This is a genomic window from Cupriavidus sp. SZY C1, assembly GCF_032190535.1.
In the GTDB taxonomy this organism is placed as follows: domain Bacteria; phylum Pseudomonadota; class Gammaproteobacteria; order Burkholderiales; family Burkholderiaceae; genus Cupriavidus; species Cupriavidus pauculus_C.
The window spans coordinates 264,163-290,453 of the sequence record NZ_JAUANU010000001.1 but is presented as its reverse complement, the minus strand read 5'-3'; the positions used below and the strand labels follow the sequence as shown (position 1 = coordinate 290,453).

Annotated in this window: 33 protein-coding genes and 1 pseudogene; 28 read left to right on the top strand and 6 right to left on the bottom strand. The window is 60.8% G+C overall.

Features of this window, described 5'->3' with window-relative positions; all coding sequences use genetic code 11:
* The 7 genes from QTN24_RS01405 to QTN24_RS01375 are packed head-to-tail and all read left to right on the top strand — an operon-like array spanning position 1 to position 4,667.
* Positions 1 to 447: a phage protein gene (locus QTN24_RS01405; RefSeq protein ID WP_124683703.1), complete on the top strand. Its 447-nt coding sequence runs from the start codon at positions 1 to 3 to the stop codon at positions 445 to 447.
* A 2-nt stretch (positions 448 to 449) separates the two neighbouring features.
* A complete protein-coding gene (locus tag QTN24_RS01400) occupies positions 450 to 923 on the top strand; it encodes a phage tail assembly chaperone (protein ID WP_124683704.1) in 474 nt (157 codons plus the stop codon).
* Positions 924 to 952: 29 nt separating this feature from the next.
* A complete protein-coding gene (locus QTN24_RS01395; RefSeq protein ID WP_313835399.1) occupies positions 953 to 1,126 on the top strand; it encodes a DUF6889 family protein in 174 nt (57 codons plus the stop codon).
* Positions 1,101 to 2,810: a phage tail tip lysozyme gene (locus tag QTN24_RS01390; RefSeq protein ID WP_313835077.1), complete on the top strand. Its 1,710-nt coding sequence runs from the start codon at positions 1,101 to 1,103 to the stop codon at positions 2,808 to 2,810. The genes QTN24_RS01395 and QTN24_RS01390 overlap by 26 nt, the downstream gene beginning before the upstream one ends.
* Positions 2,807 to 3,385, top strand: a complete 579-nt coding sequence (locus tag QTN24_RS01385; protein WP_313835076.1) for a phage baseplate protein — start codon at positions 2,807 to 2,809, stop codon at positions 3,383 to 3,385. The genes QTN24_RS01390 and QTN24_RS01385 overlap by 4 nt, the downstream gene beginning before the upstream one ends.
* Positions 3,385 to 3,699, top strand: coding sequence for a phage baseplate plug protein (locus tag QTN24_RS01380; protein ID WP_313835075.1), 315 nt, complete (start codon positions 3,385 to 3,387; stop codon positions 3,697 to 3,699). Before QTN24_RS01385 ends, QTN24_RS01380 begins: the two co-directional genes overlap by 1 nt.
* On the top strand, positions 3,699 to 4,667 hold the full coding sequence (locus tag QTN24_RS01375) for a phage protein (protein WP_313835074.1): 969 nt from the start codon (positions 3,699 to 3,701) through the stop codon (positions 4,665 to 4,667). The genes QTN24_RS01380 and QTN24_RS01375 overlap by 1 nt, the downstream gene beginning before the upstream one ends.
* On the opposite strand, the gene QTN24_RS01370 is transcribed toward QTN24_RS01375, so the two are convergent.
* Positions 4,664 to 5,029 carry a hypothetical protein gene (locus tag QTN24_RS01370; protein ID WP_313835073.1) on the bottom strand — a complete coding sequence of 122 codons (366 nt, stop codon included), beginning with the start codon at positions 5,027 to 5,029 and terminating at the stop codon, positions 4,664 to 4,666. The two genes, QTN24_RS01375 and QTN24_RS01370, sit on opposite strands and share 4 nt — an antisense overlap.
* A gap of 10 nt (positions 5,030 to 5,039) precedes the next feature.
* Between QTN24_RS01370 and QTN24_RS01365 the strand changes: the two genes are divergently transcribed.
* From QTN24_RS01365 to QTN24_RS01310, 12 genes are all read left to right on the top strand, one after another.
* Positions 5,040 to 5,795, top strand: coding sequence for a Gp138 family membrane-puncturing spike protein (locus tag QTN24_RS01365; protein WP_313835072.1), 756 nt, complete (start codon positions 5,040 to 5,042; stop codon positions 5,793 to 5,795).
* Positions 5,796 to 5,803: 8 nt separating this feature from the next.
* The gene (locus tag QTN24_RS01360) at positions 5,804 to 6,157 is read left to right on the top strand and encodes a hypothetical protein (protein WP_313835071.1); all 354 of its coding nucleotides are present in this window, start codon (positions 5,804 to 5,806) and stop codon (positions 6,155 to 6,157) included.
* Entirely contained in the window at positions 6,157 to 7,338 is a 1,182-nt protein-coding gene (locus QTN24_RS01355) for a baseplate J/gp47 family protein (protein ID WP_313835070.1), read from the top strand. Before QTN24_RS01360 ends, QTN24_RS01355 begins: the two co-directional genes overlap by 1 nt.
* A 1-nt stretch (position 7,339) precedes the next feature.
* Complete coding sequence (locus QTN24_RS01350) at positions 7,340 to 8,002, top strand: DUF2612 domain-containing protein (RefSeq protein ID WP_313835069.1); 663 nt, start codon at positions 7,340 to 7,342, stop codon at positions 8,000 to 8,002.
* An 8-nt stretch (positions 8,003 to 8,010) separates the two neighbouring features.
* Positions 8,011 to 9,003, top strand: a complete 993-nt coding sequence (locus QTN24_RS01345; protein ID WP_313835068.1) for a hypothetical protein — start codon at positions 8,011 to 8,013, stop codon at positions 9,001 to 9,003.
* 60 nt (positions 9,004 to 9,063) lie between these two features.
* Positions 9,064 to 10,446, top strand: coding sequence for an acyltransferase family protein (locus QTN24_RS01340; protein WP_124683714.1), 1,383 nt, complete (start codon positions 9,064 to 9,066; stop codon positions 10,444 to 10,446).
* Positions 10,447 to 10,508: 62 nt separating this feature from the next.
* A complete protein-coding gene (locus QTN24_RS01335; RefSeq protein WP_313835067.1) occupies positions 10,509 to 11,042 on the top strand; it encodes a glycoside hydrolase family 19 protein in 534 nt (177 codons plus the stop codon).
* The gene (locus tag QTN24_RS01330) at positions 11,039 to 11,410 is read left to right on the top strand and encodes a hypothetical protein (RefSeq protein ID WP_148094321.1); all 372 of its coding nucleotides are present in this window, start codon (positions 11,039 to 11,041) and stop codon (positions 11,408 to 11,410) included. The genes QTN24_RS01335 and QTN24_RS01330 overlap by 4 nt, the downstream gene beginning before the upstream one ends.
* Positions 11,394 to 11,825: a hypothetical protein gene (locus QTN24_RS01325; protein WP_313835066.1), complete on the top strand. Its 432-nt coding sequence runs from the start codon at positions 11,394 to 11,396 to the stop codon at positions 11,823 to 11,825. Before QTN24_RS01330 ends, QTN24_RS01325 begins: the two co-directional genes overlap by 17 nt.
* On the top strand, positions 11,822 to 12,010 hold the full coding sequence (locus QTN24_RS01320) for a hypothetical protein (RefSeq protein ID WP_313835065.1): 189 nt from the start codon (positions 11,822 to 11,824) through the stop codon (positions 12,008 to 12,010). Before QTN24_RS01325 ends, QTN24_RS01320 begins: the two co-directional genes overlap by 4 nt.
* Entirely contained in the window at positions 12,007 to 12,384 is a 378-nt protein-coding gene (locus QTN24_RS01315; protein WP_313835064.1) for a DUF6527 family protein, read from the top strand. Before QTN24_RS01320 ends, QTN24_RS01315 begins: the two co-directional genes overlap by 4 nt.
* On the top strand, positions 12,384 to 12,761 hold the full coding sequence (locus QTN24_RS01310) for a hypothetical protein (RefSeq protein WP_313835380.1): 378 nt from the start codon (positions 12,384 to 12,386) through the stop codon (positions 12,759 to 12,761). The genes QTN24_RS01315 and QTN24_RS01310 overlap by 1 nt, the downstream gene beginning before the upstream one ends.
* 381 nt (positions 12,762 to 13,142) lie before the next feature.
* Here the strand turns inward: QTN24_RS01310 and QTN24_RS01305 are convergent, their stop codons facing one another.
* Together QTN24_RS01305 and QTN24_RS01300 are read right to left on the bottom strand one after the other, a co-directional pair.
* A complete protein-coding gene (locus QTN24_RS01305; RefSeq protein ID WP_313835063.1) occupies positions 13,143 to 13,727 on the bottom strand; it encodes a hypothetical protein in 585 nt (194 codons plus the stop codon).
* A 50-nt stretch (positions 13,728 to 13,777) separates the two neighbouring features.
* Positions 13,778 to 13,996, bottom strand: coding sequence for a DUF2188 domain-containing protein (locus QTN24_RS01300; protein ID WP_124684668.1), 219 nt, complete (start codon positions 13,994 to 13,996; stop codon positions 13,778 to 13,780).
* 1,028 nt (positions 13,997 to 15,024) lie between these two features.
* On the opposite strand from QTN24_RS01300, the gene QTN24_RS01295 reads away from it, so the two are divergent.
* The 9 genes and pseudogenes from QTN24_RS01295 (at position 15,025) to QTN24_RS01255 (ending at position 23,542) form a co-directional block, all read left to right on the top strand.
* Positions 15,025 to 17,505 (top strand): type VI secretion system tip protein VgrG, encoded by a 2,481-nt coding sequence (locus QTN24_RS01295; RefSeq protein ID WP_313835062.1) that lies wholly within the window; start codon positions 15,025 to 15,027, stop codon positions 17,503 to 17,505.
* A gap of 23 nt (positions 17,506 to 17,528) precedes the next feature.
* Positions 17,529 to 19,334 (top strand): hypothetical protein, encoded by a 1,806-nt coding sequence (locus QTN24_RS01290; RefSeq protein ID WP_313835061.1) that lies wholly within the window; start codon positions 17,529 to 17,531, stop codon positions 19,332 to 19,334.
* A gap of 8 nt (positions 19,335 to 19,342) precedes the next feature.
* A pseudogene (locus tag QTN24_RS01285) lies at positions 19,343 to 19,564 on the top strand (hypothetical protein); the annotation flags it as partial.
* Between the two features lie 30 nt (positions 19,565 to 19,594).
* Complete coding sequence (locus QTN24_RS01280; protein WP_313835379.1) at positions 19,595 to 20,212, top strand: T6SS immunity protein Tli4 family protein; 618 nt, start codon at positions 19,595 to 19,597, stop codon at positions 20,210 to 20,212.
* Positions 20,178 to 21,224 (top strand): T6SS immunity protein Tli4 family protein, encoded by a 1,047-nt coding sequence (locus QTN24_RS01275; RefSeq protein WP_313835060.1) that lies wholly within the window; start codon positions 20,178 to 20,180, stop codon positions 21,222 to 21,224. Before QTN24_RS01280 ends, QTN24_RS01275 begins: the two co-directional genes overlap by 35 nt.
* A gap of 103 nt (positions 21,225 to 21,327) precedes the next feature.
* Entirely contained in the window at positions 21,328 to 22,110 is a 783-nt protein-coding gene (locus tag QTN24_RS01270) for a hypothetical protein (protein WP_313835059.1), read from the top strand.
* Positions 22,008 to 22,226 (top strand): T6SS immunity protein Tli4 family protein, encoded by a 219-nt coding sequence (locus QTN24_RS01265; protein WP_313835058.1) that lies wholly within the window; start codon positions 22,008 to 22,010, stop codon positions 22,224 to 22,226. Before QTN24_RS01270 ends, QTN24_RS01265 begins: the two co-directional genes overlap by 103 nt.
* Positions 22,227 to 22,270: 44 nt before the next feature.
* On the top strand, positions 22,271 to 23,179 hold the full coding sequence (locus QTN24_RS01260; protein ID WP_313835057.1) for a T6SS immunity protein Tli4 family protein: 909 nt from the start codon (positions 22,271 to 22,273) through the stop codon (positions 23,177 to 23,179).
* A gap of 72 nt (positions 23,180 to 23,251) precedes the next feature.
* The gene (locus tag QTN24_RS01255) at positions 23,252 to 23,542 is read left to right on the top strand and encodes a PAAR domain-containing protein (protein WP_313835056.1); all 291 of its coding nucleotides are present in this window, start codon (positions 23,252 to 23,254) and stop codon (positions 23,540 to 23,542) included.
* 62 nt (positions 23,543 to 23,604) lie between these two features.
* Here the strand turns inward: QTN24_RS01255 and QTN24_RS01250 are convergent, their stop codons facing one another.
* The 3 genes from QTN24_RS01250 to QTN24_RS01240 all read right to left on the bottom strand — a co-directional run bounded on the left by QTN24_RS01250 (position 23,605) and on the right by QTN24_RS01240 (position 26,254).
* Positions 23,605 to 24,123, bottom strand: a complete 519-nt coding sequence (locus QTN24_RS01250) for a hypothetical protein (RefSeq protein WP_124683733.1) — start codon at positions 24,121 to 24,123, stop codon at positions 23,605 to 23,607.
* Positions 24,124 to 24,133: 10 nt separating this feature from the next.
* Positions 24,134 to 24,946, bottom strand: a complete 813-nt coding sequence (locus QTN24_RS01245) for a DUF2092 domain-containing protein (RefSeq protein WP_313835055.1) — start codon at positions 24,944 to 24,946, stop codon at positions 24,134 to 24,136.
* 249 nt (positions 24,947 to 25,195) lie between these two features.
* A complete protein-coding gene (locus tag QTN24_RS01240; RefSeq protein WP_313835054.1) occupies positions 25,196 to 26,254 on the bottom strand; it encodes a DUF1254 domain-containing protein in 1,059 nt (352 codons plus the stop codon).
* Positions 26,255 to 26,291: the final 37 nt, after the last annotated feature.

Below are 26,291 nucleotides of genomic sequence, written 5' to 3'. Positions count from 1 at the left end.
ATGAAAGGCGGAACTTATTCGTTCATCGATGTACAGGCCTCCATCGTCGGGCCCGGCGGCGCCTTCCAGCTGGGCTACGGCGAAGCCACGGCCGAAGAAGGCATCACCGTCGCCATGGCCAACGACAAGAACGCCATGACTATTGGCTCGGACGGCAGCGGCCAGCACAGCCTGCGCGCCGACAATTCGGGTCAGCTCACCCTCCGATATCTGAAGATTGCGCCGGTGAACGCCATTCTGATGGCGCTCTACAACGCGCAGAAGATCGACAGCCGCTTGTGGGGCAAGAACGTCATAACGGTGTCCCAATCGGTGGCCGGTGATCTGGTGGCAGCCACCCAGTGCGCGTTCAAGAAAGTGCCCGACCTGTCCTATGCCACCGAGGGCGGCACGGTCGAATGGGTGTTTGACTGTGTGCACATCGAAGAAATGCTGGGGACTTACTGACCATGGGCCGTGAAATTCAGCTCGGCGGCAACGCCTACTCGATCGGCCGACTGACGGCCAAACAGCAGTTCCACGTGTCGCGCCGCATCGCGCCGATCATTCCGCCGTTGATCCCGGTCTTCGTGAAGCTGGCGAAGACGAGCGGCGGCGCTGCCGGCGCAATCGGCGCGCTCACCGGCGACCTGGACGGCTTCGGCCAGGCACTGCAGCCGTTCGCTGATGCGCTTGCCGCCATGAACGATGCGGACGCCGACTACGTCATGGACAACTGCCTGACCGCCGTGCAGCGCCGGCAGGAGACTGGCTGGGCTTCCGTGGTGTCACCTGGGCAGAAGACGCTCATGTTCCAGGACATGGACATGGCAGTAATCCTGCCCCTGGTGGTGCAGGTCATCGTGGCCAACCTCGGCCCTTTTATTCAAGGGCTGCTTACAAGCCAAGCGAGCAGCCCGGAACCGGCGGCACAGGCTGGCTGAGGCGCCTTCCGAACGGCGAGGACTGGCTGATGGCCCCGGTGATGGAGGGCATGTGCAAGTACGAGTCGCTGACCGATGGCACGTTGGGCCTCGAAGACATCGCGCTGATGAACGACGCGCTGGCCGTCCGGGCCGACAACCAGGCGGCCGCGCGCCGCATCTTGGAACAGCAGAGCAATGGCCCAAAGCACCGTCATCCGTGAATTCCTCGTCGCCCTTGGCTTCAAGGTCGACGAAAAGGGCCTGAAGAAGTTCTCCGACGGCGTCGAGCAGGCCACCAAGGGCGTCAAGCAACTGGTGACGACCATCTCGGCATCGGCTCTGGCCGTCAGCGTCGGCGTGTCCGCGCTGGCGTCGAAGCTGGAGAACCTGTATTTCGTCTCGAGGCGCACGGGTGCGGCAGCCAACAGCCTGAAGGCGTTCGACTTCGCCGCCCGCAATATGGGCATCTCGACCGAGACTGCCTTTGGGGCGGTCGAGAGCCTGGCCAAGTTCCTGCGCAACAACCCGGCCGGCGAGGGCTACCTGGCCACGTTGGGCGTGCAGACGCGCAATGCCAACGGCGAGCTGCGCGACACGGTGGACATCCTGTCCGACCTTGGCGCCGAGCTGGCCAAGCGCCCGACCTGGCTGTCCAGCCAATACGGCAACATTCTGGGCATTGACGAGAACCTGCTACTGGCCATGCGTGACGGCGATTTCGCCAGGTTCATGCAGCAGTATCGGGAGATGTCCCGGCGCAACGGGCTGGACAAGGCGGCCGAAGACGCCCACGCGTTCATGGTGGCCCTGCGCGGCCTGGGCACCACGTTCGAGAACTTTGCCATCAAGGTGGAGGGCGCGCTGCTGCGCAAGGTCGGGCCGCAGCTCGCACGGTTCCAGAAGTGGTTCGAGGACCATTCTGGCGAGATCGCGCAGCGCGTCGCGGACATTGCAAGCGCCATCCTGACGGCGGTGGCGGCTCTCGGGCCGCCGCTGTCGTGGCTCTCCGACCAGTTCATCGAGCTGGACAAGGCCACCGACGGCTGGTCCACGAAGATCATGCTGCTGGTCGGCGCATTCGGTGCGCTGGGCGGGTTCAAGATCGTCAGCGGCATCTGGAAGATGGTTGCGGCGGTGCGCGCGCTGGGCGCAGCCAATGCTGCTGCCGCGGCGGCTGGTGGCGCTGCTGGCGCTGGCGGGGCTGCCGGCGCCGGGGCTGCCGCAGGGTCGGGCGCTGGCTGGTTGGCTCGCTTCCTGCCGTGGGCCGCCCGCATCGGTGGCGCTGCGGCGCTCATGTTTCGAAGCGGAGACCTGAACACTGGCGAGGATGCAGAGCTGGCGCGCCGGCGTGCGGCGGCCGGCCAGCCCGCAGGTACGGGCGGGGCTGCGTTCGACGCTGTGTCGTTCTTCCAGCGCATGGGCTGGTCGCACGACCAAGCCGTGGGGATCGTGGCCAACCTGCAGCGCGAGAGCGGCAGCGGCCTGAATCACCAGGCCGTCGGCGATAGCGGCCGGGCCTATGGCGTTGCGCAATGGCACCCTGACAGGCAGGCGAACTTCAAAGCGTGGTCTGGAAAGGACATCCGGGATTCGTCCCTGATGGAACAGCTGCAGTTTGTGAACTACGAGCTGACGCAGGGCGCCGAGCAGCGCGCCGGCCAGTTGCTGCGCGCTGCGCAGAACGCCCAGCAGGCTGGCGAAATCGTGTCGCGCTACTACGAGCGGCCGGCACAAGCCGATCTGGAAGCCGCCCGCCGAGGGTCCGCCGCGGTCGACCTGCAGCAGCAGACCACAATCAACCTGTACGGCGTGCCCGATCCGGCGGCGGCAGGGCGCGCGGTGAATGACAGCCAGCGGCAGGTGAATGACGAGCTGGTGCGCAACATGCAGGGGGCAATCTCGTGAGTTTCCTCGACATCATCACCTTCGTGCCGAAGACCATCGGCCCGGTGACGGTCGGCTGCACGATCGAGGAAGCGCACCAGGACGAGCTGCAGATCACCGAGCATCCGGTCGAGAAGGGTGCGCAGATCAACGATCATGCGTTCAAGCTGCAACCGGAGGTAACGATCCAGTGCGGCTGGTCGAATTCGGACCTGGCCGCGCTCGTCGGCACGCTCGAATCGATCTTCGAAGGCGGCAGCTTGCCGTCGGCCGACTACATCAGCACGGTGTACTCGCAGCTGCTGTCGCTGCAGGAGACCCGGCAGCCGTTCGACGTCGTCACGTCGCTGCGCATGTACCGCGACATGCTGTTCAAGTCACTGCGCGTGGTGAAGGACCAGAAGACAGGGGCTGCGCTGAGCGTAACCGCCACCCTGAAGCAGATCCGGATCGTGCAGACGCAGGCGACCAAGCTGCCGCCGAAGGAGAATCAGGCAGATCCGCAGGCCACGGCCGAGACCCAGAACACCGGCACCAAGGCGGCCATGCCGGCCACGCCGGCGCCTGGCGGCTCGGTGCCACCGACGAGCATGTGATGCCGACCTTCTACGAAATCCCTTTGTCGCCGGATCCACAGCGGTTCACAGTGACGCTGAGCGGCGTGGACTACCGCATGACGGTGCAATACCGGGACGCTGGCGGTGCGGGGTGGGTGCTGGACATTGCCGACGCGAGCAACGAGCCGCTCGTGAGCGGCATCCCGCTCGTGACTGGTGTGGACCTGCTGGGGCAGTACCGGCACCTCGAATTCGGCGGCCGGTTGTGGGTGCAGGGCGCGGCCAATCCCGACGACGTCCCCACGTTCGAGGACCTGGGCATCGGGTCGCACGTCTTCTGGGTGACAGACTGATGGGTACGAAACAGTACGGCAGGAAGGTATCCATCTTGGTCGGCCAGTCCGGCGGTGCCGCGACAGAGTTGTCGGAGCTGCGGTGCGTGTTCAAGATCAGTCGCGGCGACCTGCAGACGCCCAACTCGGCCCGTGTGCGGGTGTACAACGTCTCCGAGACCACCCGGCAGCGGATCGAGAAGGAATTCACTCGGCTGGTGGTGCAGGCAGGCTATACGGGCAATTTCGGCATCATTTTCGACGGCTCCATCAAGCAGGTGCGCCGCGGCCGCGAGAGCCAGACGGATACGTACCTCGACATCACGGCGGCGGACGGCGATTCGGCGTACAACTTCGCAGTGGTGAACACGACTCTGGCCGCCGGCTCGACGTCAGCCGATCACGTGGCCGCGGCAGTCGCAGCCATGAATCCGTTCGGCGTGACGCTGGGATACGTCCCGACCTTGTCCACCAACCCTTTGCCGCGCGGCAAGGTCATGTTCGGCATGGCCCGTGACTTTATGCGGTCGGTCTCAAAAACGAACCAGACGGTCTGGAGCATCCAGGACGGCAAGGCCATCATGGTGCCCGAGACGTCGTATATGCCGGGCGACATCCCGGAGATCACGTCCGAAACCGGCATGGTGGGGTTGCCCGAGCAGACTCAGAACGGCATCACGGTCAAGATGTTGCTGAACCCCAGCGTCAAGATCGGCCGGCTGATCCAGGTCGACAACGCCAGCGTGCAGCGGTACGAGTACAGCCTGAATGTCGGTCAGCAGGCGCAGAATGAGCGCATCCAGCAGCAGGCGAAGCTCCAAGACGACGGCTTCTACTACGTGATGATCGCGGAACATTCCGGCGACACGCGCGGTAACGAGTACTACACAGACGTGATCTGCTTGGCCGCCGACGTGACGGTGCTACCGGACAACTTCAAGGACAAGGCCGCGGTGCCGCCCGACAACGTGATAAAGCGGTTTGGCTAGCGCCCGTAGGTAGGTAGCGCCTTGATGGTCATGGTGTTGCGATCGGCCTGGACATCCGCCAGCGGCATGACGCTGAGCGACATCGACTTGGTGGGCAACTTCGGCACCACGATGATAGCCTTGCCGTCGATGTCCTTGCCCCAACAGCCGATGTCCCAGACCCCGGTGAACGAGGCATAGGCGCGCATGCCCTTCGCATGCACCAATGGCAGCTCGCACTTCTTGTTCAGGTAGAGGATGGTGGGGAAAGGGTTGTTGACCGTCTGTCCCACCTGCATGCCGGCGAAGGGATAGACATAGGCCTCTTCTGCCGACGCCAGGACAGGGCCAAGCACAGCGGCGATCAGTACCAGCTTCTTCATAGCGACACCCATGGACAGACGAGAGAGAGTAGGCGATCCCGAGACAGCGTTTCGGGAGGCGTTGGACGGGATGCGCGCGGGACTTTGGACTGCGCTGCCCGGGATCATCCAGTCGTTCTCCGGCGGCGGCGATTTTCCCATGACCTGCGCCGTACAGCCTGCGATCAAGGTGCTGGTGCGACAGCAGGACGGCACCATTGTGAGCACGCCGCTGCCGCTGCTGGTGGATTGCCCTGTGCAGTTCCCATCCGGTGGGAATTGTAGTCTGACCTTCCCGGTTGCTCCAGGAGACGAGTGCCTGGTTGTTTTCGCCAGCCGATGCATCGATGGGTGGTGGCAGTCCGGCGGCGTGCAGGAACAGGCTGAGGTGCGCATGCACGACCTCTCGGACGGGTTCGTGCTCCTTGGATTTCGGTCGAAGCCCCGCGCGCTGCCGAATGTGAGTACCACGGCCACGCAACTACGATCCGAGTCCGGCACGACCTACATCGAGATGAATCCAACGCTACAGAAGGTCAAGATCGTCGCGCCTGGTGGATTCGACGTGGTCGCACCCCTGTCGACCTTCTCGGCAGCAGTGACGATCACGGGGCTGTTGACGTTTGTGGGCGGCCTGGTCGGAAGCGCGGTTAGCGGGGCGGCAGCCGTCTTCAATGGCGTACTGAATGTCATTGGGCAAATCACCGCGAATGGAAAGCGCGTCGATGACACCCACACCCACAACGGCGTGCAGCCCGGCAGCGGCAGCAGCGGCAACGTGAACTAAGGATCTCCATGCGGTACCGAAAGCTATCCGGCACTGGTGACTATGTCTTCGGTGGGCAGCAGGCCGATTTCTACAAGGACGTCCCCGAAGCGGTGGCCCAAGCTGTGCTCACGCGGCTGCGCTTGTTGCGCGGGGAATGGTTCCTCGACAAGACGGCTGGCACGCCATGGAGTACCGAGGTGCTGGGAAAGTACACCAACGGTACGTACGACGCCGCTATCCGCCAGCGCATCCTTGGCACGCAAGGCGTGAAGGAAATTGTCGAGTACTCCGGCACCGTCGACACCGAGAAGCGGCACCTGAGCGTGGTCGCGAGGATCAACACCGTCTACGGCCCCACCACCGTTGAGGCGACTCTGTAATGGCCATCACCACGACCGCACCCACACTCGATGCCAGTGGCATCACCGCGCCGACCTATGCTGATGTCCTCGACTATCTGAAGGGAAAATTCCGCGGCATCTATGGGCCGGACACGTACCTGGAGGAAGATAGCCAGGACGGCCAGTTGCTGGCTGTGTTCGCCGACTCCATCAACGATGCCAACGCCGTTGCTGTGGCGATCTACCGTTCCTTTAGCCCAGCCACCGCACAGGATGATGCACTGTCGAGCAACGTCAAGATCAACGGTATCGCGCGAAAGGCCGCATCGTTCTCTACAGCCGATCTGCTGATCGTCGGCCAGGCCGGTACGACCATTACCAATGGCGTCGCCGCGGACGCGAACAAGAACAAGTGGACGCTGCCGGCGACCGTGACGATTCCGTCTTCTGGCCAGATCACTGTCACCGCGACGTGCATTTCAATCGGCGCCATCAGCGCAGCTGCGGGCACGATCAGCCAGATCGGCACGCCGACGCTCGGTTGGCAGACGGTGACGAATCCGGATGACGCCGCGGAGGGCGCGCCCGTCGAGAAGGATGCCGCCTTGCGACAGCGGCAGACAGTGTCGACGGCGCTGCCTTCGCTGACGGTCCTGGACGGCATCATTGGTGCCGTGGCGAACGTTCCTGGCGTAACGCGGGTTCGTGCGTATGAGAACGACACGGCGTCAACTGATTCCAACGGGCTGCCCGCGCACTCGATTTCGCTTGTGGTGGAAGGCGGTGATTCGACCGATATCGCAAACGCGATTGCCAAGAAGAAGACGCCTGGGTCGCCAACCTACGGAACGACCGCCGTTGCCGTGCAGGACATCTACGGGCGTCCAATCACCATCCGATTCTTCCGACCCTCGACGGCGGCTATCACGGTAGCAGTAAGCCTGAAGGCTTTGACGGCCTATACCACTGCGGTCGGCGATGCGATCAAGCAAGCGGTCTCCGACTACGTCAATGGCGTAGCCATCGGTGGCGGGGAGTCGGGCAGTGTCGAGTGGGCCGATTCGATCACGGCGGCCAACAGCGTCGGGGGTGGTGCCGCCTTCAAGCTGACAGCGCTGGCATTGGCCGGGCCGGGCGGGCCGGGCGGGCCTGACGTGGCGTTGGGCTTCAGCCAGGTTGCCGGGTGCACGCCGGCGGCGGTGACCCTGACGGTGTCCTGATATGGCGGACATCACCAAGTACACCGGTCGCGTCACAAGCGAGCACAACCAGCAGCCAGACTTCATGGCCGTGGTCGAAGCGTTGGCGCAGCCGATGGTCGAGCTGCAGAACCTGCTCGGTAGCATGCCGGGAAAGTTTGACCTCGATGCCGCGGTGGGCGCGCAGCTTGATGATGTTGGCCGGTGGGTGGGCATCTCGCGTAACGTTCCGGTGCCTCTGACCGGTGTCTACTTTTCATTCGATACCGCAGGGCTTGGCTTCGACCAGGGCAATTGGAAGGGCCCATTCGATCCTGACGCCGGGCTGACGCGGCTGGACGATGACACATACCGGCTGGTCATCCGCGCAAAGATTGGCGCGAACCACTGGGACGGCACACTCGGATCGTCGAAGGCCATCCTGGACTCGATCTTCGGCGGTGGCACATCGGTCTTCATCCAAGACAACCAGGATATGTCGATGACCATCGGCATTGCGGGGGACATTCCGTCGGCCGTGTTCCTGGCTCTGCTGGCGAACGGAATCATTCCCCTCAAGCCCGAAGGCGTAGGCATCAACATCGTCATCGTTACATCCCAGGATGGTGCACCGATTTTCGGTTTCGACATGAGCAACGAACTCGTCGCCGGCTTTGACACGGGCGCATGGGGAACTCCACTGTAAGGACAACAATGGCAACAAACGATTTCCTTGTGTTTGGCGGTGGCGCAGGGGCCAACGTCATCTCGCAAGTCACCTATTCGGGCTTGGCCGCACGCACTGCAGGCTTCTCGTCCGGAGTCGCGCAATCTGCCCAGCTCAACAAGGTCTGGCGTCAGTCGAGCATCATGGCTGCGGTGATGGGCCAGTTCGTAGTGGATACCACCGGGCAGGATGCGGTCGATGACGGCACGCTGACAACAATTCTCGCGAACTATAAAGCGGCTGTTTCTGCGCAGTCGCTCGCTGTTGTCGGGTGGGCACGCAATCTGGTGATGAACGTCGCGACGCCTTCAGCCACCGCGACAGTTGCGGCGGATGAAGTGGTTGTCAAATCCTCTTTGGGCGGAAAGACCTACCTGCTGGCGAGCTTCAGCCAGGCTATTAATCTCGGTACGACGGGAGCGGGCGGTATGGATGCCGGTGCCGCGCCCGCCAACGGGTGGGTCGCGGTGTACGCGATTTATAACCCGGCGACCGGAGCGCGCGCCCTCCTTGGCGTCAACGCAACGTCCGCAGCCGCACCCGAGGTGTATGGCGGCGGCAATATGCCTGCCGGCTACTCTGCATCGGCGCTAGTCTCGGTGCGCCGAACGAATGGGAGCGGTCAGTTTACGATCGGGTTCCAGTTTGATCGTGATGTGGATACGGGCCCATTGACCGTCGTCAGTAACGGAACGTCAACCGCGTACACCAGTTTCTCTCTTGCTGGTTTTGTTCCCGCCAATGCGAAGGAAGTGCATTTGTCAGTGGGCGTTTCGGTCAATACTGCAAGCAACGGGCTGCGGGTCATCGCGGCAGATCCCACAAACGAGATTGGTCTGCGACTCTTTCTTAACCCTGTGGTAGGCCAAATTCTTGGAGGAATCTTGCCGGTGGTCCGTTTCATTACACCGCAGACGCTGTTCTACAAGCTCGATACGACGGGCAACTGTTCGATCAACGTGGTTCGCTACCGCTTCTAATCATGACTATCGCATGCATCTTGAATCGTACAGGGGTCATTGTGCGCATCAGCGAAATGGATGACCCTTCGGACGGAGAGTCCGCAATCCCGCTGGAAGACGGGGAATGGCTGGTGCCCGGGAAATGGCGATGGACGGGTATCGCAAGCGAGTTCGAAGCCATCGACGAGGCGGAGGCCGAAGGATAGTTTGCGAGGCGTGTTTCCCGTGCGTAGTGTGGGATGTCACGGGAGTGGGCCAGCGGCAATGCCGCGGGACAACGATCGGACGGCGCTGCGCTGTTTCCGGGTAACATTCTCGCCTTGGATAACTCCGGGGCGTCCTGTGACTAACAAATACAACGAGGAACTACAGGCTGTTCGAGCTATAGCAATTGGGATGGTACTGATCGCCCACTCGGCCGGTCTCTTTGTTTGGGACCAGGCAGGATGGGCGCAGGTTGGAAAAGGTTTCTTGGTCGGCGTTGACCTTTTCCTTTGTCTCTCGGGCTACGTGATTACGAAGAGCGTTGCGACAACGCTGTTGAAGGCGCAAGGTACCGATTTTTGGCGAGCGGCGGCTGCATTCTGGGTAAGACGAATCTACCGAATCACCCCTTCGGCATGGATCTGGCTCGCAATCCCAATGATTGCTTTCACGCTCCATCGCGGCTATTCCAGTGCTGACATGGCGGACATGATCGCCTCGGTGATGCATGTTCAGAACATCCGGGTGTGGTTTTGTTTCTGGGCCAAGGAAGGGACGTGCGGCTCGTTCGGACTGTACTGGAGTCTATCCCTGGAAGAGCAGTTTTACTTGTTGCTGCCATTTGTATTCCTGTTCTGTGGGCGCAGACTAGTCCCTGTCCTAGTTGCACTGGTGATTGTTCAGGTGTTCTATCCGAAGCCTTTAGGACATTTCCTGGGCGCTGTCCGAACCGAGGCGTTGCTGATTGGCGTGCTCCTAGCGATCTGGACGGAGCGTGCCAGCTACAAAATCTTCGATCCCTCCCTAACTGCGTCACGGCTGCGCTTCATTCTTCCGCCGCTCTTGTTGTTGTGCCTTGTCGGAGTCGTGAGATACGCTTTTGTGCCGTTCTATTTTGGTTTGGCTGCGGTGGTGGCGGGGCTGATTATCTGGCTGTGCTCGTACGACAGAGGGTATTTCATACCTGCGGGCGTAGTGCGAAGCGGTCTAGTTTGGATAGGCGAGCGATCGTTTGCCATCTACCTAATACACCTGTTTGCCTTTTGGCTTACTGCGCGCGTTATGGAGCAAATCTATCCAGGCGTCGCCTTCAACGGGACTTTCACCGTTCGCTTCTTGGTGCTTGGACTCGTGCTCACAGTGCTCTTAGCGGAGCTCAGCTATAGATTTATCGAAGTTCCGTTCAGGAGGAGGGGTGCGATGCGTGCTACTCAGATAATGTCTTCCGATGTTATTGTCAAACCTCTCCCCAGTTGACTGATAGATGTCGAACAAATGAGCCACCCCACCTGGGGTGGTTTTTTTTTGGGGAATGAATCATGGAAAGGCAGACCTTCAAGCTGGCCGCCGGCCTGACGCAGGCGATGGCCGATCGCTGGCATTCCCATGTCACCGCCGCCTGGGCCGAGTACGGGATCGACTCGCCGGCGCGGCAGGCAGCGTGGCTCGCCCAGATCGGGCACGAGTCGGGCGGTTTCATCTACACCCGCGAGTTATGGGGGCCGACGCCCGCGCAGCTGCGATACGAAGGCCGGGCCGATCTCGGTAACACGCAGCCGGGCGATGGCAAGCGCTATATGGGACGCGGCCTGATCCAGATTACGGGGCGAGCCAACTACCGGTCGTGCGGCGCCGCGCTGGGCGTCGACCTCGAGGCCAACCCCACGCTGCTTCAGGGCGACGCGCTCGCGGCGCGATCGGCCGGCTGGTACTGGCGGAGCTGGGGCCTGAATGCGCTGGCTGACGCCGGCGACTTCGCGGCCCTCACTCGGAGGATCAACGGCGGGCTGAACGGGCTGGACGACCGAAAAGAGAGATGGAACCGTGCCCGTCGGGCGCTGGGTCTCCAATGAACGCCGCCCACACGACGACCGGGGAAACGATGGACCTGAATGAATTGAACGTGCCGGGGGGCACCGGTGGCGCGCTGGGCTTCATCGTGGCGGCGGTAAGCGGGGCGATCTGGTTCATCCGTAAAGCCTGGCGCAACGACAAGGTGGATGGGGCAGAAACACAGGCTCAGATCGACATCATCGCCAAGCTGTCTGAGCAGGTGGACAAGGCAAATGCCCGCGCGGATCTTGCCGAGCAGCGCGCCGACACCGCTTACAAGGAACGTAACGACGCGTACCGCGAGATTGGGGAGCTCAAAGGAACCATCGCAGCGCTGACTGCCGAGGTGCGCTTGCTCAAGGAGAGGCTGGATGGCAAGGATTCGTGATTGGCTGGCGCGCCACCGCGCTACGTTCGCCCGCACCGCCCACATGCTTGAGGCGGTAACCCTGATGGCGCTGATGGTTGGTGGCGGAATGGGCGCCGGGTATGCGCTCTGCCAATGGCAATTCCGCGATCAACTGGCGCAGCAGCGGGATGACCATCAGGCCGAGATCGCGCGGCTGCAGGGCGCCTACACCCAGACGCTGGAGGCGTTGACACCCAAGGTGACCGCGGCGGCCGGGGCAGCGGCCCAGGCGGCGGAGGCGTCGGTCGAAGCAGCGAAGTCCGTGAAGCGCGCCGCGCGACCGGCTACAGCGCCGGCGGCCACCGCGCCGCGCCCCCTCACTGAGGCGGAGCGACAGGACGTGAACCGCGACATCGAGGCGGCGAACCGGAAGGTGAGGGAGGCCCGGAAATGAGAATCCTGTTGCTCTGCCTGTTCCTGGCCGGCTGCGCCGCGGCCGAGCCGCCTGCTGCGCCGGCGCATCTGCCGCGTCACTGCGACACCCTGCCCACCCTGAAGCCCGGCGCCACGCGCGCCGACATGCTCGAACACATCCGCGTTACGGCGGATCTCTACGCGCGCTGCGCGGCAACGCCATGACCAACTTGTCCCAAGTCCTGCGTGAGACCGCGCCGGGCATGCTTTCTTTCTGGTGCCCTGGCTGTAAGGACACCCATTCCATCCGCCACGGTGAGGGCGCCGGCCCGCGCTGGGGCTGGAACGGCAATGCAGAGCGCCCGACGTTGACGCCCAGCGTGCTGGTGCGCAGCGGTCACTACGTGCCGGGCCACGAGAACGGTTCGTGCTGGTGCACCTACTACCAGGAGAACCCGGACGAGCCGCGCGACTTTGCCTGTGGCATCTGCCACACCTTCGTGACCGATGGCCACATCCAGTTTCTGTCCGACTGCACGCATGAGCTGGCCGGCCAGACGGTTCCGATGGTCGCTTTTCCGGAGGGCAGAGCGTGCTGATGCTGCTCAAGACGTTGCCTTGGCGTGCCATCGGCGCCGCATTGCTGGCCCTGGCCATCTTCTCCGCCGGCTGGGTGGCCAACGGCTGGCGCAAGGACGCCGAGATCGACCGGATGAAGACGGCCAGCGCTCAGGCCGACCTCGCTGGTGCCAACAAGGCGATCGAGGACCTGGGCGCGGCCAGCCAAACCATCCGGTCCAAGGCCGACGAGTTCAACGCCAGCCAAGCCACGCTGGCCGCCAAGGTCGATCAGGCCGTGAAGGAATTTCTGAATGCGAAGAAGCCTCTGCCTGTGGATTGCCGCCCTGACGATTTCCGGGTGCGCAAGCTGTCCGACGCCGTCGACGCGGCCAAGCAAGCCGCCGCCGCTCGATAGCGCGTTGGCCGCGCCGTGCCGGATCCCCGACGCGCCGGCGGCCGCCGACTATGACACCTGGCAGGAATGGGTGATGGGGGACGTGCTAAAGGCGCTGGGGGAATGCGCAGCCAAGCACCGGAAAACGGTGGAGGCGTGGCCTCGGTAGCCGAAAAAGACGGCGAGGCGTGCGGGTGCCGCCTCGCCGGGTGAACGCTGTGAGTTTTCTCAGCAACGAACCCTTGTTATCGGCGCAGTCCGCAGGTTTCGTAGACCCAAAAAAAGCAGCCACGGCCGCCATAGCCGTGGCTCAATCGATTTAGGAAGTAATCACCGGTTTTCCCGGCGGTGCCGAGGATGTCACGGGAAAGCGGCTTGGCGCATCGCCCAAAAGGGTGAAAACTACCGCTTAAATCGCTCGGGAGGGACGCCGCCCGGCCGCTTGACCTTGATCCAGTCCGTCGAGCGCACCCCGTCCTGATAGGGCGAGCCCAGCCGCTTCCCTACCACGCCTTCCAGTTTCAGCTCTAGGGCGGAGCGATACAGCCAGTCGCCGTCGTCGACGCCCGTGACATGGAGCACCTGGCCGCCGTGTGAGCGCAGCAGCTTGGCCAGCATTGCCTTGCGCTTCTCCAGCGCTACAGGCCGGAAGTCCCTCCCCATGGCGACCAGAACGTCGAACACGCAATAGACGACCAGGTCCGCGCCTTCGTACCACCCCTTGCGTCGCGCACGCGCGTGCAGGCGATCGAAATCGCTTCGGCCCAGATTGTCGAGGACACACACCTCTCCGTCTAGCACACTGCCGCTTGGCATATCCGCGACTGCGGCGGCCACCTCCGGGAACCAGGCAGTCGCGTCAATCCCGCCGCGGCTCTTCAGCCGGGCCGTGGACCCGGTACTGGCCAAGACGCGGTAGCCGTCGTACTTGATCTCGTAGAGCCAGTCGTCCCCGCGCGGAATGGTTTTGCGCTCCGTGAGCAGCATGGGGCAGAGCTGATCCAGTGTCGGGCCGCCGGCGGCGCGCCGCATGGCGCTTAGCCCTTGACGTCGCGGGGGTCATGGCCGAAGGAGTTTCGCGCCCTGATCTGGCCGTCGAGGCCGTGAATCAGCAGCTCGACCTTGTCGCGCTTGGCGCGCTCGGTGCCGGCGGCAATCGCTTCTTCCTGCGTGAAGAACATTGTTCGGTCGCCGCCGCCGGCCGTCTCGACGGCCCATTCGTTGCCGGCCGGTACCACATGGATATCTGCTGCCATGGCTGTCTCCTAGAGTTATGAAGACAGTCTGCGCGTGGTCCACGCATCGCCACTATCGGTAGGCGTCTGACATCCACTTAAGGGGTGCGGGCAAAAAAAACCACGCAGTTCTGCGTGGTGACATGGAAAATCGCGGGGTCAATCGCGAACCGTTAGTGTGCCCTCGTCGTGTGATGTTGTCGTCCCTACGCCGGTGGGGACGCCACGCTCTAAAGTTAGATCGTGTTGTGACGTAATACCGGGGTCACTTGCTTTTCCAGTGAACCCGTTCCGTAGTAGTTCGGGGCTGGCGGCCCCGCCAGCCTCGCTTTTTTGCAATGCAGCTAGACCCGTTCTTGGCAGGCAGGGTCTGCCCAATCTTCTCTAGCACCCTGCGGTGCTTGTCCTCTGCCTCTTCCCACGTCTCAGACTCGAAGGACTTGCTCGTCGAGAGTCTGGGTACTGTACATATATACAGTATCACGCCGGGCGATTCCTCTGCGAGAATCGACTCGCTTCTTGGCCAATCACCGCGCCGCCAACAACCTATCGGTTGTATCTCCGCGTTACAACATATTCGTTGTAAGCCATCCGGCCGAAGAAAGGCGTTATAGGGGCACGGGAAGGGGCATCGAATCTACTCATAATGTTCGATGGCGCAATATGCAAGGGTTTCAGCCAAGTTTAGGATTCCTGTCGGCGGGACCATCATTGCGGCTGTCGTGGGTCTTTGAGATTTTCCTCCTCTGGCATAATCCCGCCCCTCCCACCGTCCGCAGGGACACGTTGACCCATGCCGCGCTCCGCGGTTTTCGATTTTCTTTTCCGGCTGCCTCTATTCGAGCCGATCGCCGGCCAGTCCTGCCGCATCCCGTCCATAGCGAAAAATCGATTTTCACTCCTGTTTGATCTCCGTTCTATGTGCGTTGCGTTGACCGTTTTCACTCGGAAGAAAACGGCGTAACGTCCGGCCCGCAGGCGTTGGGCCTCGCGTTGTTGGCGATGGCCTATCGGGAAGGTTCGGTCACGCTGGGAACGGAGGCAGAACAATGGCTGGTGCGGGGAATGAACTGCAGGCAACGGGGAGCGGGCTGCTCGCAGCCGTGACGGGACGTCAGGCCTATCACCTGGAAGTGCTTGGCGCGCGCAGTGCCACTGGCCTCTCCGTGGTGTCATTCACGGCCACCGAGCGCCTTGGGGAGCCCTACAGCGTGAAGGTCCGGTTGACCCATCCGATGGATCTGGACCGGATGGAGTACTTGCGCCGGGACGCCACCTTCACGATCGATGCTGGCGACGGCGCCACGACTCGCCAGTTTTCGGGCTGCATCTTCCGCTTTTCCAAGACCGGGCAGACCCGCGATTTCTGCGCCTACGAGATGGAGGTACGGCCCAAGGTGGCGTTGCTGACGCTGACCCAGGCAAGCCGCGTCTACCAGAAGAAGACCGCGCCGCAGATCATCGAAGCCATCCTGCGCCAGCACGGCCTGGAAGGCCACCAGTTCTCCTTCAAGACTCGCCGCGAGTATCCGGAGCATGCGTTCCGGCTCCAGTACCAGATGTCCGACTGGGACTACATCCGGCTGCTGATGGAACAGGAGGGGATGTACAGCTACTTCCTGCCCGGCCGGCACGGGACGGTCTTTGGCGATGTCTTTCAGATCGCCGACGACATCGATCACTATATCTACGAGCCGGAATTGCTGGCGCCTTACCGGGAGACGGCGGGTCTGGAGTCGGGTGTCGAGACCGTGTCCGCCATCCAGACGCACGTGCAGACCGTGCCCGAATCGTTTCGCACGGCCGACTACAACCCGGCGGATTCGTACGAGCGCAAGGAAGGGGAAGCCAATGTCGCCCGCAAGGAAAAGGGTAACTACGGGCAATCCTACGTCTACGGTACACATCACCTGGACCCGGCCGGGGCGAAATGGGAAGCGCAACTTCGCCATGAAGCGGCGCTTGCGGGGCAATTGATCTACGAAGGCGAGAGCAACATCCTCGGTCTGCGTCCGGCACGCATTCTGCGCATGGATCTCGCACTGCCGGACGCGCCCAACGGGCAGGTGGTTACCGAAGTCACGCATACCGGCGGGCGCGATAGAGCCTACCGTAACACCTACAAGGCGATTCCCTCGGACCGCCGCTTCCGCCTGCCGATCGACGAGAGCAAGTGGCCCCGTATCGCGGGCACGCTGAGCGGGCGCGTGACGTCGCCGGGCGACTACAAATATGCCTATCTGACGCAGCAAGGCTTGTACGTCGTGCGCCTGGACCTCGATTACGACGAATGGCCCAAGGGTAGTGAGAGCGTGCCCATGCGCCTGGCTAAACCGTTCGCCGGGACGGGGCAGACAGGCATGCATTTCCCATTGATCGACGGCACGGAAGTCGGGATTGCATTCCGGGACGGCGACCCCAACAAGCCATACATCGCTCATGCGCATCACCACAGCCAGCATGAAGACCTGATCACGAACCAGGATAGGTGGCTGTCGCGCAATGTCATCCGCACGCAAGCGAATAACAAGCTGCGCTTCGAGGATTGGGAGGGCCAGGAAGGTATCAAGCTGTCCACCGAGTACGGCGGCAAGACGCAGCTGAATATGGGCTACCTGGTCGACAGGGAGAGAAAGAAGCGCGGTGATGGCTTTGAGTTGCGGACGTCGGGGTGGGGAGCCTTGCGAGGTGGCAAGGGAATCTTCATTTCGGCGGACGATCAGCCGACCGCCAATGGCCAGCAGCTCGACATGGAGTCTGCCCAGGGGCTTCTCCAGCAAGCACTGCAGCAGACTGAAGCCCTGGCGGCCGCAGCCAAAGCGGCCGAAGCAGTGGCCGCTGACTACGACCGTCAGAAGACGCTGCTCAATGAATCCCTGGCGCAATTGAAGAAGGCGGGCATCCTGATCAGCGCGCCCGCAGGCGTGGCGCTGGCTTCGAGAGCCGATATCCAGTGTTCAGCCGCGCAGAATCTCATTGCCACAGCGGGTGGCCACGCGGATTTCAGCATCGCAAGACGCTTTACGCTGGCCGCGGGGGAATTGGTCTCTGTCTTCGCCCACAAGCTGGGCATCAAGTTATTCGCTGCGCGGGGCCGGGTAGAGATCCAGGCCCAGAGCGATGAAATGCGACTTCTCGCGGACAAGCACGTGACGATCAGCAGCGCAAATGGTCGCGTCGTCATCGAGGCCAAGGACGAGTTGCTGCTCAAGTGTGGCGGCTCCTACTTGCGAATGTCGTCCACGGGTATCGAAGACGGGACGCGTGGCGACCGGACCATCAAGTCGGCGGCGTTCAGCCGTCAGGGACCCAGTTCGCTCGCGCAATCGATGAACACCTGGCAGCACGCGACATTCAACGACGCCTATGTCCTTCGGAATCCATCGACAGGGGAACCACTCTCCGATTCGGTCATTGAAATGGTCCGAGGCGACGGCACGAGACTCAAGATGCAAACGGACGCGTCCGGCAAGACGCCAATCCAGAAGAGCCTCTTCGTGGAACCCGTACAGATTCGTCCGCTTGACTGATTTCATTATCCGTTGCGAAGACCATGATCGAACCCAATGCCTTCATCATCCCCAGCACCGTCGATAAAGATGGCGATCAGTACAGTACCGCGGTACTGACGCCTGAGGAAGATCAGCGCGAGAAAATCGTCCTGGCGAAGCCGTATGTGATTCCGATTCTCTTCATACCGGGAATCATGGGCACCAACTTGCGCAAGAAGGAAGGGAAATCAAGCGTCTGGAAACCCCCAAACGTCGATCTGCGTGGCGGGGCAGACTTGATCGTGCAACTGTTCAGCTATCTCTTCAAGAACACCAATGAGCGGGCTGATGATCTGGTGACTGAAACGGTTGAGATAGACCCCAGTGGGCCTATCGATGCGGGCGAAAGCGGCCTTCCGAAAAATGTGCTCGTAGCACGCGGTTGGGGCGCATTGATGCGCTCCAGCTACCACCCATTCATGGGGCAGTTGCAGAAGCTGCTCAATGATTTGGCCCGGTACGATTTCGATCGTTGCGAAGCGGACCTCAAGGGTTGGGCGGCAGAATCCGGTCTGGATTCGCCAAACGATTGGGGCGCCAACGAAGGCGATGCGCTGACCCGAGAAGAGATTCTGCACGCGGCCAACTATCAATTCGATATATGGGCAGGCGGCTACAACTGGCTGCAGAGCAACAAGGATTCGGGCACTGCCATCAAAGACCTGATCGAGAACACGATTCTGCCCTACTACAACGAAGGCAAACGCGTGACCGTCAAGGACACCCCAGACGGTGAGGGAAGCGACCAGTGCAGTATCCAGCGCAGAAAGCCGAACAGGCCGATGGCGGAAAAAGTCATTGTCGTCACCCATTCGATGGGCGGGCTGGTCAGTCGTGCGCTGACCGAGATACATCAATGCGACAAGGTTTTGGGCGTGTCGCATGGGGTACAGCCAGCCACGGGGGCGCCTGCTACATACAAGCGCATGCGTGCGGGATTCGAGGGCGCTGAGAAGCTGTTCCTGGGCCGCCACGCCGCCGACGTGGTGGCAATCCTCTCGCAAGCTCCCGGTGGGCTCGAATTGTTGCCAACGGCTGATTACAACGACGGCAAGCCTTGGCTTTATGTGCGGGATAAAAAGGGAAATGAATTGATGCCGCCTTTGCCGGCCAACGGAGATCCCTATTCGGAGATCTATTTGTCGTCGGCGTGGTATGGGCTTGTGCCTGAGCACAATTTGGCGTTGCTTGACGCCGGGAGCAAGGAACGACGGGAGCGGGAAAAGCAAGGGCGAAAATCACCCCGCGAAGAGCTCGCGGTGACAATTGATCTGGTTAAGGAATTTCACAGCGCCATCGAAAACCGATACAAGTCTCCGACCTATGCCCACTATGGATCCCAGGGAAAGCGTGACGGAAAAAAGGATGCAGGAGGGATACTTGGATCGGGGCTGATGGCCGATAGGGACCGTATGACATGGGGCGAGGTGTCGTGGGTAACAAACGAGATTTCCGGCTTTGGTTCCGCCGCAATTGTGGTCGTTGGGGACAACGGTAAAGGAACGCTTAGAACTAACAAAGGTTCCGTCTTGAGCATCGCCGTTCCTGATTGCCCAGGTGATGGTACGGTGCCTGTGTACTCAGGTGAGGCCCCAGGAAAAGCCGGTATCGCGATGAGCTTTGCTCACGGCCAGGGCAGTCCAGGGCCGAGTAATGAATATTTCTGCTACGACCACCAGGGAAGTTACGGTGATGCACACCGGAGATCGCTCTTTGCAACCATGTACGCCATTATCAAGATGGCCCGGCTAGCAAACTGGCACAAGAAAGGCAACCCATTAAAAATGAATGGAGAACGCGAGCTATAGGGCGTCATTTGGTTAATATCCCAGAGAGTGCCAAGACGATAGAAACTTATTCTTTTAATGACGTCAGGATAAACGTTTTAAAAGATGTCCGCAGCCAATCGGAATACGAGAGCCTTATCAATCAGAAAGAGCGTTCGTTACGTGAAGCTCGGACGGCCGTACACGACAGTCTATTTATTGAGCGGGTCTCGCATTCGAACAGTGGAGTAACGCTAATATCATGGCCGAACGCCGGTTCGGAGGCGCGATATCAGCCTTACGTGTTCGATACCTACTTCCGTGCGGGTACCAGATTCCTTGGCTATTCGGGAAAAGTATCGAAGAGTCTTAGATCGTCAGCTTTGGATCTATGCGAAGAGCTTTCTCGTGAGTGGAACCAGATTCCTTCCGGAATGGTTCCAGAGGGTGTCGGTTTTGTAGTCGATGACGTAATCCTCGTGGATAACGATTTCAATCCGGAAAGCTGGCGTATGGTCATCCAACTGCATGGCAAGCCAGATGTCTCTTTCGAGCTCACATCGTATGCGCGACGTCGCGTAGGGCCTGGCTTGCGCGAACGTGCCGGTGGCATCGTAGCCGGCCTGCTTGGCACGGTCGCGGGATTTGCGCGCCTGCGCGACCGCGCACGACCGGTCGGGCCAATCCAGGCCGACGAGATCCTGCTGGCAAGTAATCAGGACGGAAAGCGCGGCTATGGTTTCAAATGGGAAGCTCCCGGGAAGGAATACTCGCTGGCAGAACCCAATCTCAACGCCTCGCTGAGGGTCGGAGAAAGTGCCTACGCCACCAACAGGGAATCCTTTGCCACCGACGAAGAAGCGTTGGAATTATGGGATGCGGTGATTGATTCCATTCGTCTACGTCCGGGGGCCGTATGAAGCTGTCGACCATGCCACCAACAATCGTCGGGTTGCCTCCCCGAATTTCGCGACGATGGTTGCAGAGGACCCAGCAGGAAAAATGGGACGAGAAGGGCAAATCATGAAACGAGGGTGGAAAACGCGAGCGATTGGCCGGCACTTGGTGGACATCCCCGGGAACGCTAGGACGGTTGAAACCTATGCGTTCAACAGTAGAAAGATTAAGCCTTTGTTGAATATCCATAGTCAGGAGGAGTACGAGAAATTTATTGCTCAGAAGGAAGTATTGCTGCGTGCGGTAAAGCACCGAAAATTCGGCGCCTTGTTCCTTGAGCGCGTGCAACACTCGAACGGGGCTGTGACATTCATCTCATGGGATAATTCTGATGTCAAGGATATGTACAAAGCTTTCGTATTTGATACCTATTTTTGCGCTGATAACCGCTTCCTTGGTTACTCAGGGGAGATAGCACAAGATCGAAAATCGGCAGCTTTAGTTACCATTGAGGAGCTGTCTGGAAAATGGCGCCAGATTCCGGATGGGGAAATGCCGGAAGGCATCGGTTTCGTAGTCGATGACGCGATTCTCGCTGAAGAACGCTTCAATTCGGAAAGTTGGCGTATGACCATCCAGCTGCATGGCAAGCCAGATGTGTCCTTCGAGCTCACATCGTTTGCGCAACGTGGGGTGGGACCGGGCTTGCGCGAGCGTGCCGGTGGCTTTTTAGCCGGCCTGCTCGGCACAGTGGCGGGATTTGCGCGCCTGCGCGACCGCGCGCGACCGGTTGGGCCGATCCAGGCCGACGAGATCTTGCTGGCAAGCACGCAGGAGGGAAAGCGCGGCTATGGTTTCAAATGGGAAGCTCCGGGGAAGGAATACTCGCTGGCAGAACCCAATCTCAACGCCTCGCTGAGGGTCGGAGAAAGTGCCTACGCCACCAACAGGGAATCCTTTGCCACCGACGAAGAAGCGCTGGAATTGTGGGATGCCGTGATTGATTCCATTCGTCTACGCCCGGGTGCCGCATGAAGCGTCCGACCCAACCACCGATAGTCGTGGGATCGCCTCTCAGAATGCGGCCCACATGGTTGCAGCCGGGGCAACAGGGAAACTGGCATGAGAGGGCAAATCCATGAAGCAGGGATGGAGGACGCGAGCGATTGGCCGGCACTTGGTGGACGTCCCCGGGGACGCCAAGACGGTTGAGACTTATGCCTTCAACAAGGTGAAGATCCAACCGTTGTTGGGTATCCATAGTCAGGAAGACTACGAGAACCTTATCGCCCAGAAGGAAGTATCGCTGCGCAATTTAAAGACGAGGGAGCTAAATAGTTTATTCATTGAACGTGTGCAGCATGCTAACGACGTTGTCACACTGATATCTTGGGATAAAACGGATGCTGAGGAGCAGTATAAGTTTTTTGTGTTTGACACGTATTTTCGCGCTAATAATCGATTTCTTAGTTATTCCGGAGAGGTTTCGCAGGATAGAAAATCAACAGCTTTGGCCACACGTGAGGAACTGTCTCGCGAGTGGCAGCAGATACCAAATGGGACAATTCCCGGGGGTGTCGGCTACGTAGTCGATGACGCAATTCTAGTAGATAACGATTTCAATCCAGAAAGCTGGCGTATGGTCATCCAGCTTCATGGCAAGCCAGATGTTTCTTTCGAGCTCACATCGTATGCGCGACGTCGCGTAGCGCCTGGCCTGCGCGAACGCGCCGGCGGCGTAGTTGCCGGCCTGCTTGGCACGGTGGCGGGATTTGCACGCCTGCGCGACCGGTTGGGCCGATCCAGGCCGACGAGATCTTGCTGGCAAGTACGCAGGACGGAAAGCGCGGCTATGGTTTCAAATGGGAAGCGCCCGGGAAGGAGTACTCGCTGGCAGAACCCAATCTCAACGCCTCGTTGAGGGTCGGAGAAAGTGCCTACGCCACCAACAGGGAATCTTTTGCCACCGACGAGGAAGCGTTGGAATTATGGGATGCGGTGATTGATTCCATTCGTCTACGTCCGGGTGCCGTGTGAAGCGTTCGGCTATGCCCTCCACGTTCAGGATGTAAGGGGAACCCATGAAGCAGGGATGGAGAACGCGAGCAATCGGCCGACACTTGGTGGACATTCCCGGGAACGCCAAGACGATCGAGACTTATGCATTAAACAAGGTAAAGATCCAACCGTTGCCGGATATCCATAGTAAGGAGGAGTACGAGGGATTTATCGCTCAGAAGGAGATATCACTGCGTGCGGTAAAGCACCGCAGGTTTGGCGGCTTGTTTCTTGAGCGCGTGCAACACTCGAACGGGGCCGTGACATTCATATCCTGGGATAATTCCGATGTCGACGAGAAGTACAAGTTCCTCGTATTTGACACCTATTTTTGCGCTGATAACCGTTTCCTTGCTTACTCAGGCGAGGTGTCGCCAGAACACCAATCGGCGGTTCTGGCTAACCTTGAGAAACTGTCTGGCAAGTGGCGCCAGATTTCAGACGGGGAAATACCGGAAGGCATTGGTTTCGTGGTCGACGATGCGATTCTTGCGGACAAACGATTCAACCCCGAAAGCTGGCGCATGGTCATCCAGTTCCATGGCAAACCAGACGTTTTCTTCGAACTCACGTCGTATGTGCAATATCGCGTGGGACCGGGCTTGCGCGAACGTGCCGGTGGCATCCTAGCCGGCCTGCTCGGCGTGGTGGCTGGATTTGCACGTCTGCGCGACCGCGCACGACCGGTCGGACCCATCCAGGCAGACGAGATTCTGCTGGCAAGCACGACGGACGGGAAACGCGGCTACGGGTTCAAATGGGAGGCCCCCGGCAAAGAGGAATCCCTGGCAGAACCCAATCTCAACGCCTCGCTCAGGGTTGGAGAAAGTGCTTACGCCTCCAACAGGGAATCCTTTGCCACCGACGAGGAAGCGTTGGAATTATGGGATGCCGTGATTGATTCGATTCGTCTACGTCCAGGTGCCGTATGAGGTTTGCCTCTCGCCGTCTGCCGCCGACTTGGGGTGTCGGCCAATACCACGGACTTCTCCGAGCAAAACGCCATGACAACACGCTATGACATTGTGAGAGGCGACCCGACGACTGCTGGTGGCAAGGTCGAAGGTGGCACGGCCGACGACATCGTCGGAAACCGGGAACAAGCCTACGAGGGTGATCCCGTCTGGTGCCCGGTCTGCAAGACCATGGGCGTCATTGTCTGCAGTGGCCTGAGACTGCCCACGACAGGCCCCGACGGCCGGCAGGCTGCCTTGAGCGACGATCTGTGCGTCTGCAAGTGTCAGCCCAGCCCCCTCCTGATTCCCACGCAGTACACCTCCGGCATGGACATATAGCCGGCCGGGGAGACACCATCACCGCTTCCTCCGCACGTCCCCCCCCCGGGCCATCCGCACCCTCAATACGGCGGATTCACGACCACGTACTGCGACCCCTGCGGCTGGTACCACGTTCCGCCGCATTGCTGGTACACCATGCCGCCGTAGTTGACCGGCATGCAGTTTGGCGGCACGGAGCGCACCATCGATCCGACCACGGCCGAGGTCACGGCGACGGTGGCGGTGACGGCTGCCGCCGTGGCTACCGGGTGATAGTCGTTGTCCCAGCCGCAGCAGCCGCCGTGATTGTCGACGTTGACGTTCACGTTGCGGTTCGAGTTGATGTTGACGTTGCGACTGGCGTTGACACTGTTGACGCTGTTGCTGCGGACGTTGTTGGTCCGCACGTCGGCGCGGCTGTTGTTGACCTGGCGCGCGCCGCCGCCGGCATGGGCGCCCACATTGCCGCCGCCGCGTCCGCCTGCCATATGGCCGCCTCCGCCCCCGGGACGCGCTTCAGCGCTGGGCACCCACCCCGACGCGGCCAGTACCAGGCCCGTCACGCCAACCATCCATAGCTTGCCGATTGCGTATGTCATCGCGGGCTCCTCAGCGGTTCTTCAGGGGAACGAACTCCGCGGCCCTGGCGCCCGGCGGCGGCGTGAACGCGAACGTGGCGTTGCCAAACTTCGGATTCAGGTTCCACTTGTAGTACGTGATCGATTGCGGGCGAGCCTCGTCCGCGCGATTCGTGATGACGAGCTTTCGCGGCAGCGGGCGCGGGCCGGTGGAGATCCAGATCTGCCAGTCGAACTGGCCTTGCCGGAAGGCGTAGTGGTCGCACAGATCGCCGGCAATGAAGTCCTGCCCGGCGTTCATCGCCGACTGAATGTTGTCGGTCGGCGCCGCCGGCGTGCCCCACAGGAACAGGTCCGCGGACGGCACCTCGATGCCATAGCGCTCGCTCAGCCGGTCGATCAGCGTATTCAGGTTGTCGCTGAACTGGGCCTGCGAGTAGAACTTCTGCTCGGGCTGGTAGAGCGTCACGGTCTTGCCGTCGTAGATCAGGTCGCGTTGCAGCCGGGCGCTGCGCATCTGCGCCCGCAGCTTGTTCGGACGCACGACATCGAGATCGGCGATGGCCGTGTGCTGCAGCTTCTGGCCGTCCTGCAGTACCCGCTCGCCGGTCAGGCTGATGCCCACTTCGAACTGTTTCAGTGACTGCAGGCTGGCGCCCATGTCCTGCAACGCCTTGATGACGGCCGGGTCCACAGCATTGGCATCGGGCTGCGCCGGCGTGGACTGTGCCGACGACGGTCTCGCGGCCGGCGCGCTGGCTGGCGCGGCGGTGGGGGCGGGCGGGGTGTTGCTGCAGGCCGTCAGCATGACAGCCAGGACACCGAGTACCGGTAGGCGTTTCATGGGCTAACTCCAGTCGATAGACAGCAATGGTTGGCGAACCAGGGGGCGGGCATGCCGGCCGCCGTCATGCATCCAGCGGGGCAGTCCGTTCGGGCAACGGCCCCAGCAACAGTCGCCTGAATCGCTCACGGCGCGCGGATCACGGCCACGATATGGAGTGCCGCGAAAAAGAAGATGGTTGGCGGCAACATCTTCATGAATTCGTGCTTCCGGGTTGCCGTGACGTGGCTCATGGCGCGTTTCCGCGGATTATTGGGCCTGGCTCAGCTTCGGCATCTTGTATTTGCCGTTGACCACGGACGCGCCGGGCATGTAGACGCGGAAACAGGTCCAGAACGGCGCCGTGGGCATAATTAGTTCATTGGCATGCTTGCCCTTGCCGAACTCGCTTTCGGGGACGTAGTAGATGTCGAAGGTCTTGCCGTCCGGATTAAGCTTGATTTCCGAATTGCTGATGGTCGATCCCTTGTCGGTCTTCAGATACTGGTCGTCGCCGTAGACCGTCATCGAGTAAAAGCCAAGCTTGGGGTCCACCTGGTCCGGCACGCGATAGGTGGCCTTGTACGTCTTGCTCTTATCGACTTCGTGTTTTTCGGTCAGGTAGACCGCGTCCTTGTCGGGCAGCAGTCCCGTGGCGATCGATACTCCACGATTACGCGCTTCCAGCGACACCGGATGGGCGGAGGTGCCCATCGTCCCCTTCACGCCCTGTTTCTGCGCCTGCGCGACATATTTATCCCGGACTTTCTCGAACGACTTCATGTCCCAGTTGGTGACCTTGAATTCTTTGGGCTTGTAGCCGTTCAGATATTCGATCTTCAGTTCGTCCTGAAACTGGTTGACCTTCTGGACGTCGGCCGGATCCTTGTCGTTGATCTGCATGCGCACGTTGGCATAGAAGAAATCGCTCGATTTCGACTTGGGAATCACGTAGCGCCCTGGCCCGTAGAACACCTTGTACGTGGTGTGGTCGTGATTGACGATGTGCAGCGACATATACCGCCCGTCATTTTTCGGCAGGGTAATGGCGACGTCTCCGCCCCCGTCCAGCACGGCGAACGAATACACGGTGTCACGGTTCATCAGCGGCGCGGGCTGCTCGGACAACGCCATGGTCTTGCGATGGTGATGCCAGGTATTGGTCGCTCCCTGCTCGACTTCCTTCTGCATGGCGAAATCGGTCATTGCACGGGCGAAGTTCTTGTCGGTCACGATAACCGGCTTGTCCTGCGCGGTCGCGGACCCAACGGCCCCGGCGGCCAGCAGGAATGCCAGGACAACCTTCGAGAGACGGCTTGCGGCTTTCATTCATTCACTCCTTCGGAGGACGATATGTCTTGGAATC

Excerpts from the sequence above, each read along its gene's own strand:
- QTN24_RS01405 (WP_124683703.1), top strand. The coding sequence starts at position 1 with ATGAAAGGCGGAACTTATTCGTTCATCGATGTACAGGCCTCCATCGTC.
- QTN24_RS01400 (WP_124683704.1), top strand. The coding sequence starts at position 450 with ATGGGCCGTGAAATTCAGCTCGGCGGCAACGCCTACTCGATCGGCCGA.
- QTN24_RS01395 (WP_313835399.1), top strand. The coding sequence starts at position 953 with ATGGCCCCGGTGATGGAGGGCATGTGCAAGTACGAGTCGCTGACCGAT.
- QTN24_RS01390 (WP_313835077.1), top strand. The coding sequence starts at position 1,101 with ATGGCCCAAAGCACCGTCATCCGTGAATTCCTCGTCGCCCTTGGCTTC.
- QTN24_RS01380 (WP_313835075.1), top strand. The coding sequence starts at position 3,385 with ATGCCGACCTTCTACGAAATCCCTTTGTCGCCGGATCCACAGCGGTTC.
- QTN24_RS01375 (WP_313835074.1), top strand. The coding sequence starts at position 3,699 with ATGGGTACGAAACAGTACGGCAGGAAGGTATCCATCTTGGTCGGCCAG.
- QTN24_RS01370 (WP_313835073.1), bottom strand. The coding sequence starts at position 5,029 with ATGAAGAAGCTGGTACTGATCGCCGCTGTGCTTGGCCCTGTCCTGGCG.
- QTN24_RS01365 (WP_313835072.1), top strand. The coding sequence starts at position 5,040 with ATGGACAGACGAGAGAGAGTAGGCGATCCCGAGACAGCGTTTCGGGAG.
- QTN24_RS01360 (WP_313835071.1), top strand. The coding sequence starts at position 5,804 with ATGCGGTACCGAAAGCTATCCGGCACTGGTGACTATGTCTTCGGTGGG.
- QTN24_RS01355 (WP_313835070.1), top strand. The coding sequence starts at position 6,157 with ATGGCCATCACCACGACCGCACCCACACTCGATGCCAGTGGCATCACC.
- QTN24_RS01350 (WP_313835069.1), top strand. The coding sequence starts at position 7,340 with ATGGCGGACATCACCAAGTACACCGGTCGCGTCACAAGCGAGCACAAC.
- QTN24_RS01345 (WP_313835068.1), top strand. The coding sequence starts at position 8,011 with ATGGCAACAAACGATTTCCTTGTGTTTGGCGGTGGCGCAGGGGCCAAC.
- QTN24_RS01340 (WP_124683714.1), top strand. The coding sequence starts at position 9,064 with ATGACCCTTCGGACGGAGAGTCCGCAATCCCGCTGGAAGACGGGGAAT.
- QTN24_RS01335 (WP_313835067.1), top strand. The coding sequence starts at position 10,509 with ATGGAAAGGCAGACCTTCAAGCTGGCCGCCGGCCTGACGCAGGCGATG.
- QTN24_RS01330 (WP_148094321.1), top strand. The coding sequence starts at position 11,039 with ATGAACGCCGCCCACACGACGACCGGGGAAACGATGGACCTGAATGAA.
- QTN24_RS01325 (WP_313835066.1), top strand. The coding sequence starts at position 11,394 with ATGGCAAGGATTCGTGATTGGCTGGCGCGCCACCGCGCTACGTTCGCC.
- QTN24_RS01320 (WP_313835065.1), top strand. The coding sequence starts at position 11,822 with ATGAGAATCCTGTTGCTCTGCCTGTTCCTGGCCGGCTGCGCCGCGGCC.
- QTN24_RS01315 (WP_313835064.1), top strand. The coding sequence starts at position 12,007 with ATGACCAACTTGTCCCAAGTCCTGCGTGAGACCGCGCCGGGCATGCTT.
- QTN24_RS01310 (WP_313835380.1), top strand. The coding sequence starts at position 12,384 with ATGCTGCTCAAGACGTTGCCTTGGCGTGCCATCGGCGCCGCATTGCTG.
- QTN24_RS01305 (WP_313835063.1), bottom strand. The coding sequence starts at position 13,727 with ATGCTGCTCACGGAGCGCAAAACCATTCCGCGCGGGGACGACTGGCTC.
- QTN24_RS01300 (WP_124684668.1), bottom strand. The coding sequence starts at position 13,996 with ATGGCAGCAGATATCCATGTGGTACCGGCCGGCAACGAATGGGCCGTC.
- QTN24_RS01295 (WP_313835062.1), top strand. The coding sequence starts at position 15,025 with ATGGCTGGTGCGGGGAATGAACTGCAGGCAACGGGGAGCGGGCTGCTC.
- QTN24_RS01290 (WP_313835061.1), top strand. The coding sequence starts at position 17,529 with ATGATCGAACCCAATGCCTTCATCATCCCCAGCACCGTCGATAAAGAT.
- QTN24_RS01270 (WP_313835059.1), top strand. The coding sequence starts at position 21,328 with ATGAAGCAGGGATGGAGGACGCGAGCGATTGGCCGGCACTTGGTGGAC.
- QTN24_RS01260 (WP_313835057.1), top strand. The coding sequence starts at position 22,271 with ATGAAGCAGGGATGGAGAACGCGAGCAATCGGCCGACACTTGGTGGAC.
- QTN24_RS01255 (WP_313835056.1), top strand. The coding sequence starts at position 23,252 with ATGACAACACGCTATGACATTGTGAGAGGCGACCCGACGACTGCTGGT.
- QTN24_RS01250 (WP_124683733.1), bottom strand. The coding sequence starts at position 24,123 with ATGACATACGCAATCGGCAAGCTATGGATGGTTGGCGTGACGGGCCTG.
- QTN24_RS01245 (WP_313835055.1), bottom strand. The coding sequence starts at position 24,946 with ATGAAACGCCTACCGGTACTCGGTGTCCTGGCTGTCATGCTGACGGCC.
- QTN24_RS01240 (WP_313835054.1), bottom strand. The coding sequence starts at position 26,254 with ATGAAAGCCGCAAGCCGTCTCTCGAAGGTTGTCCTGGCATTCCTGCTG.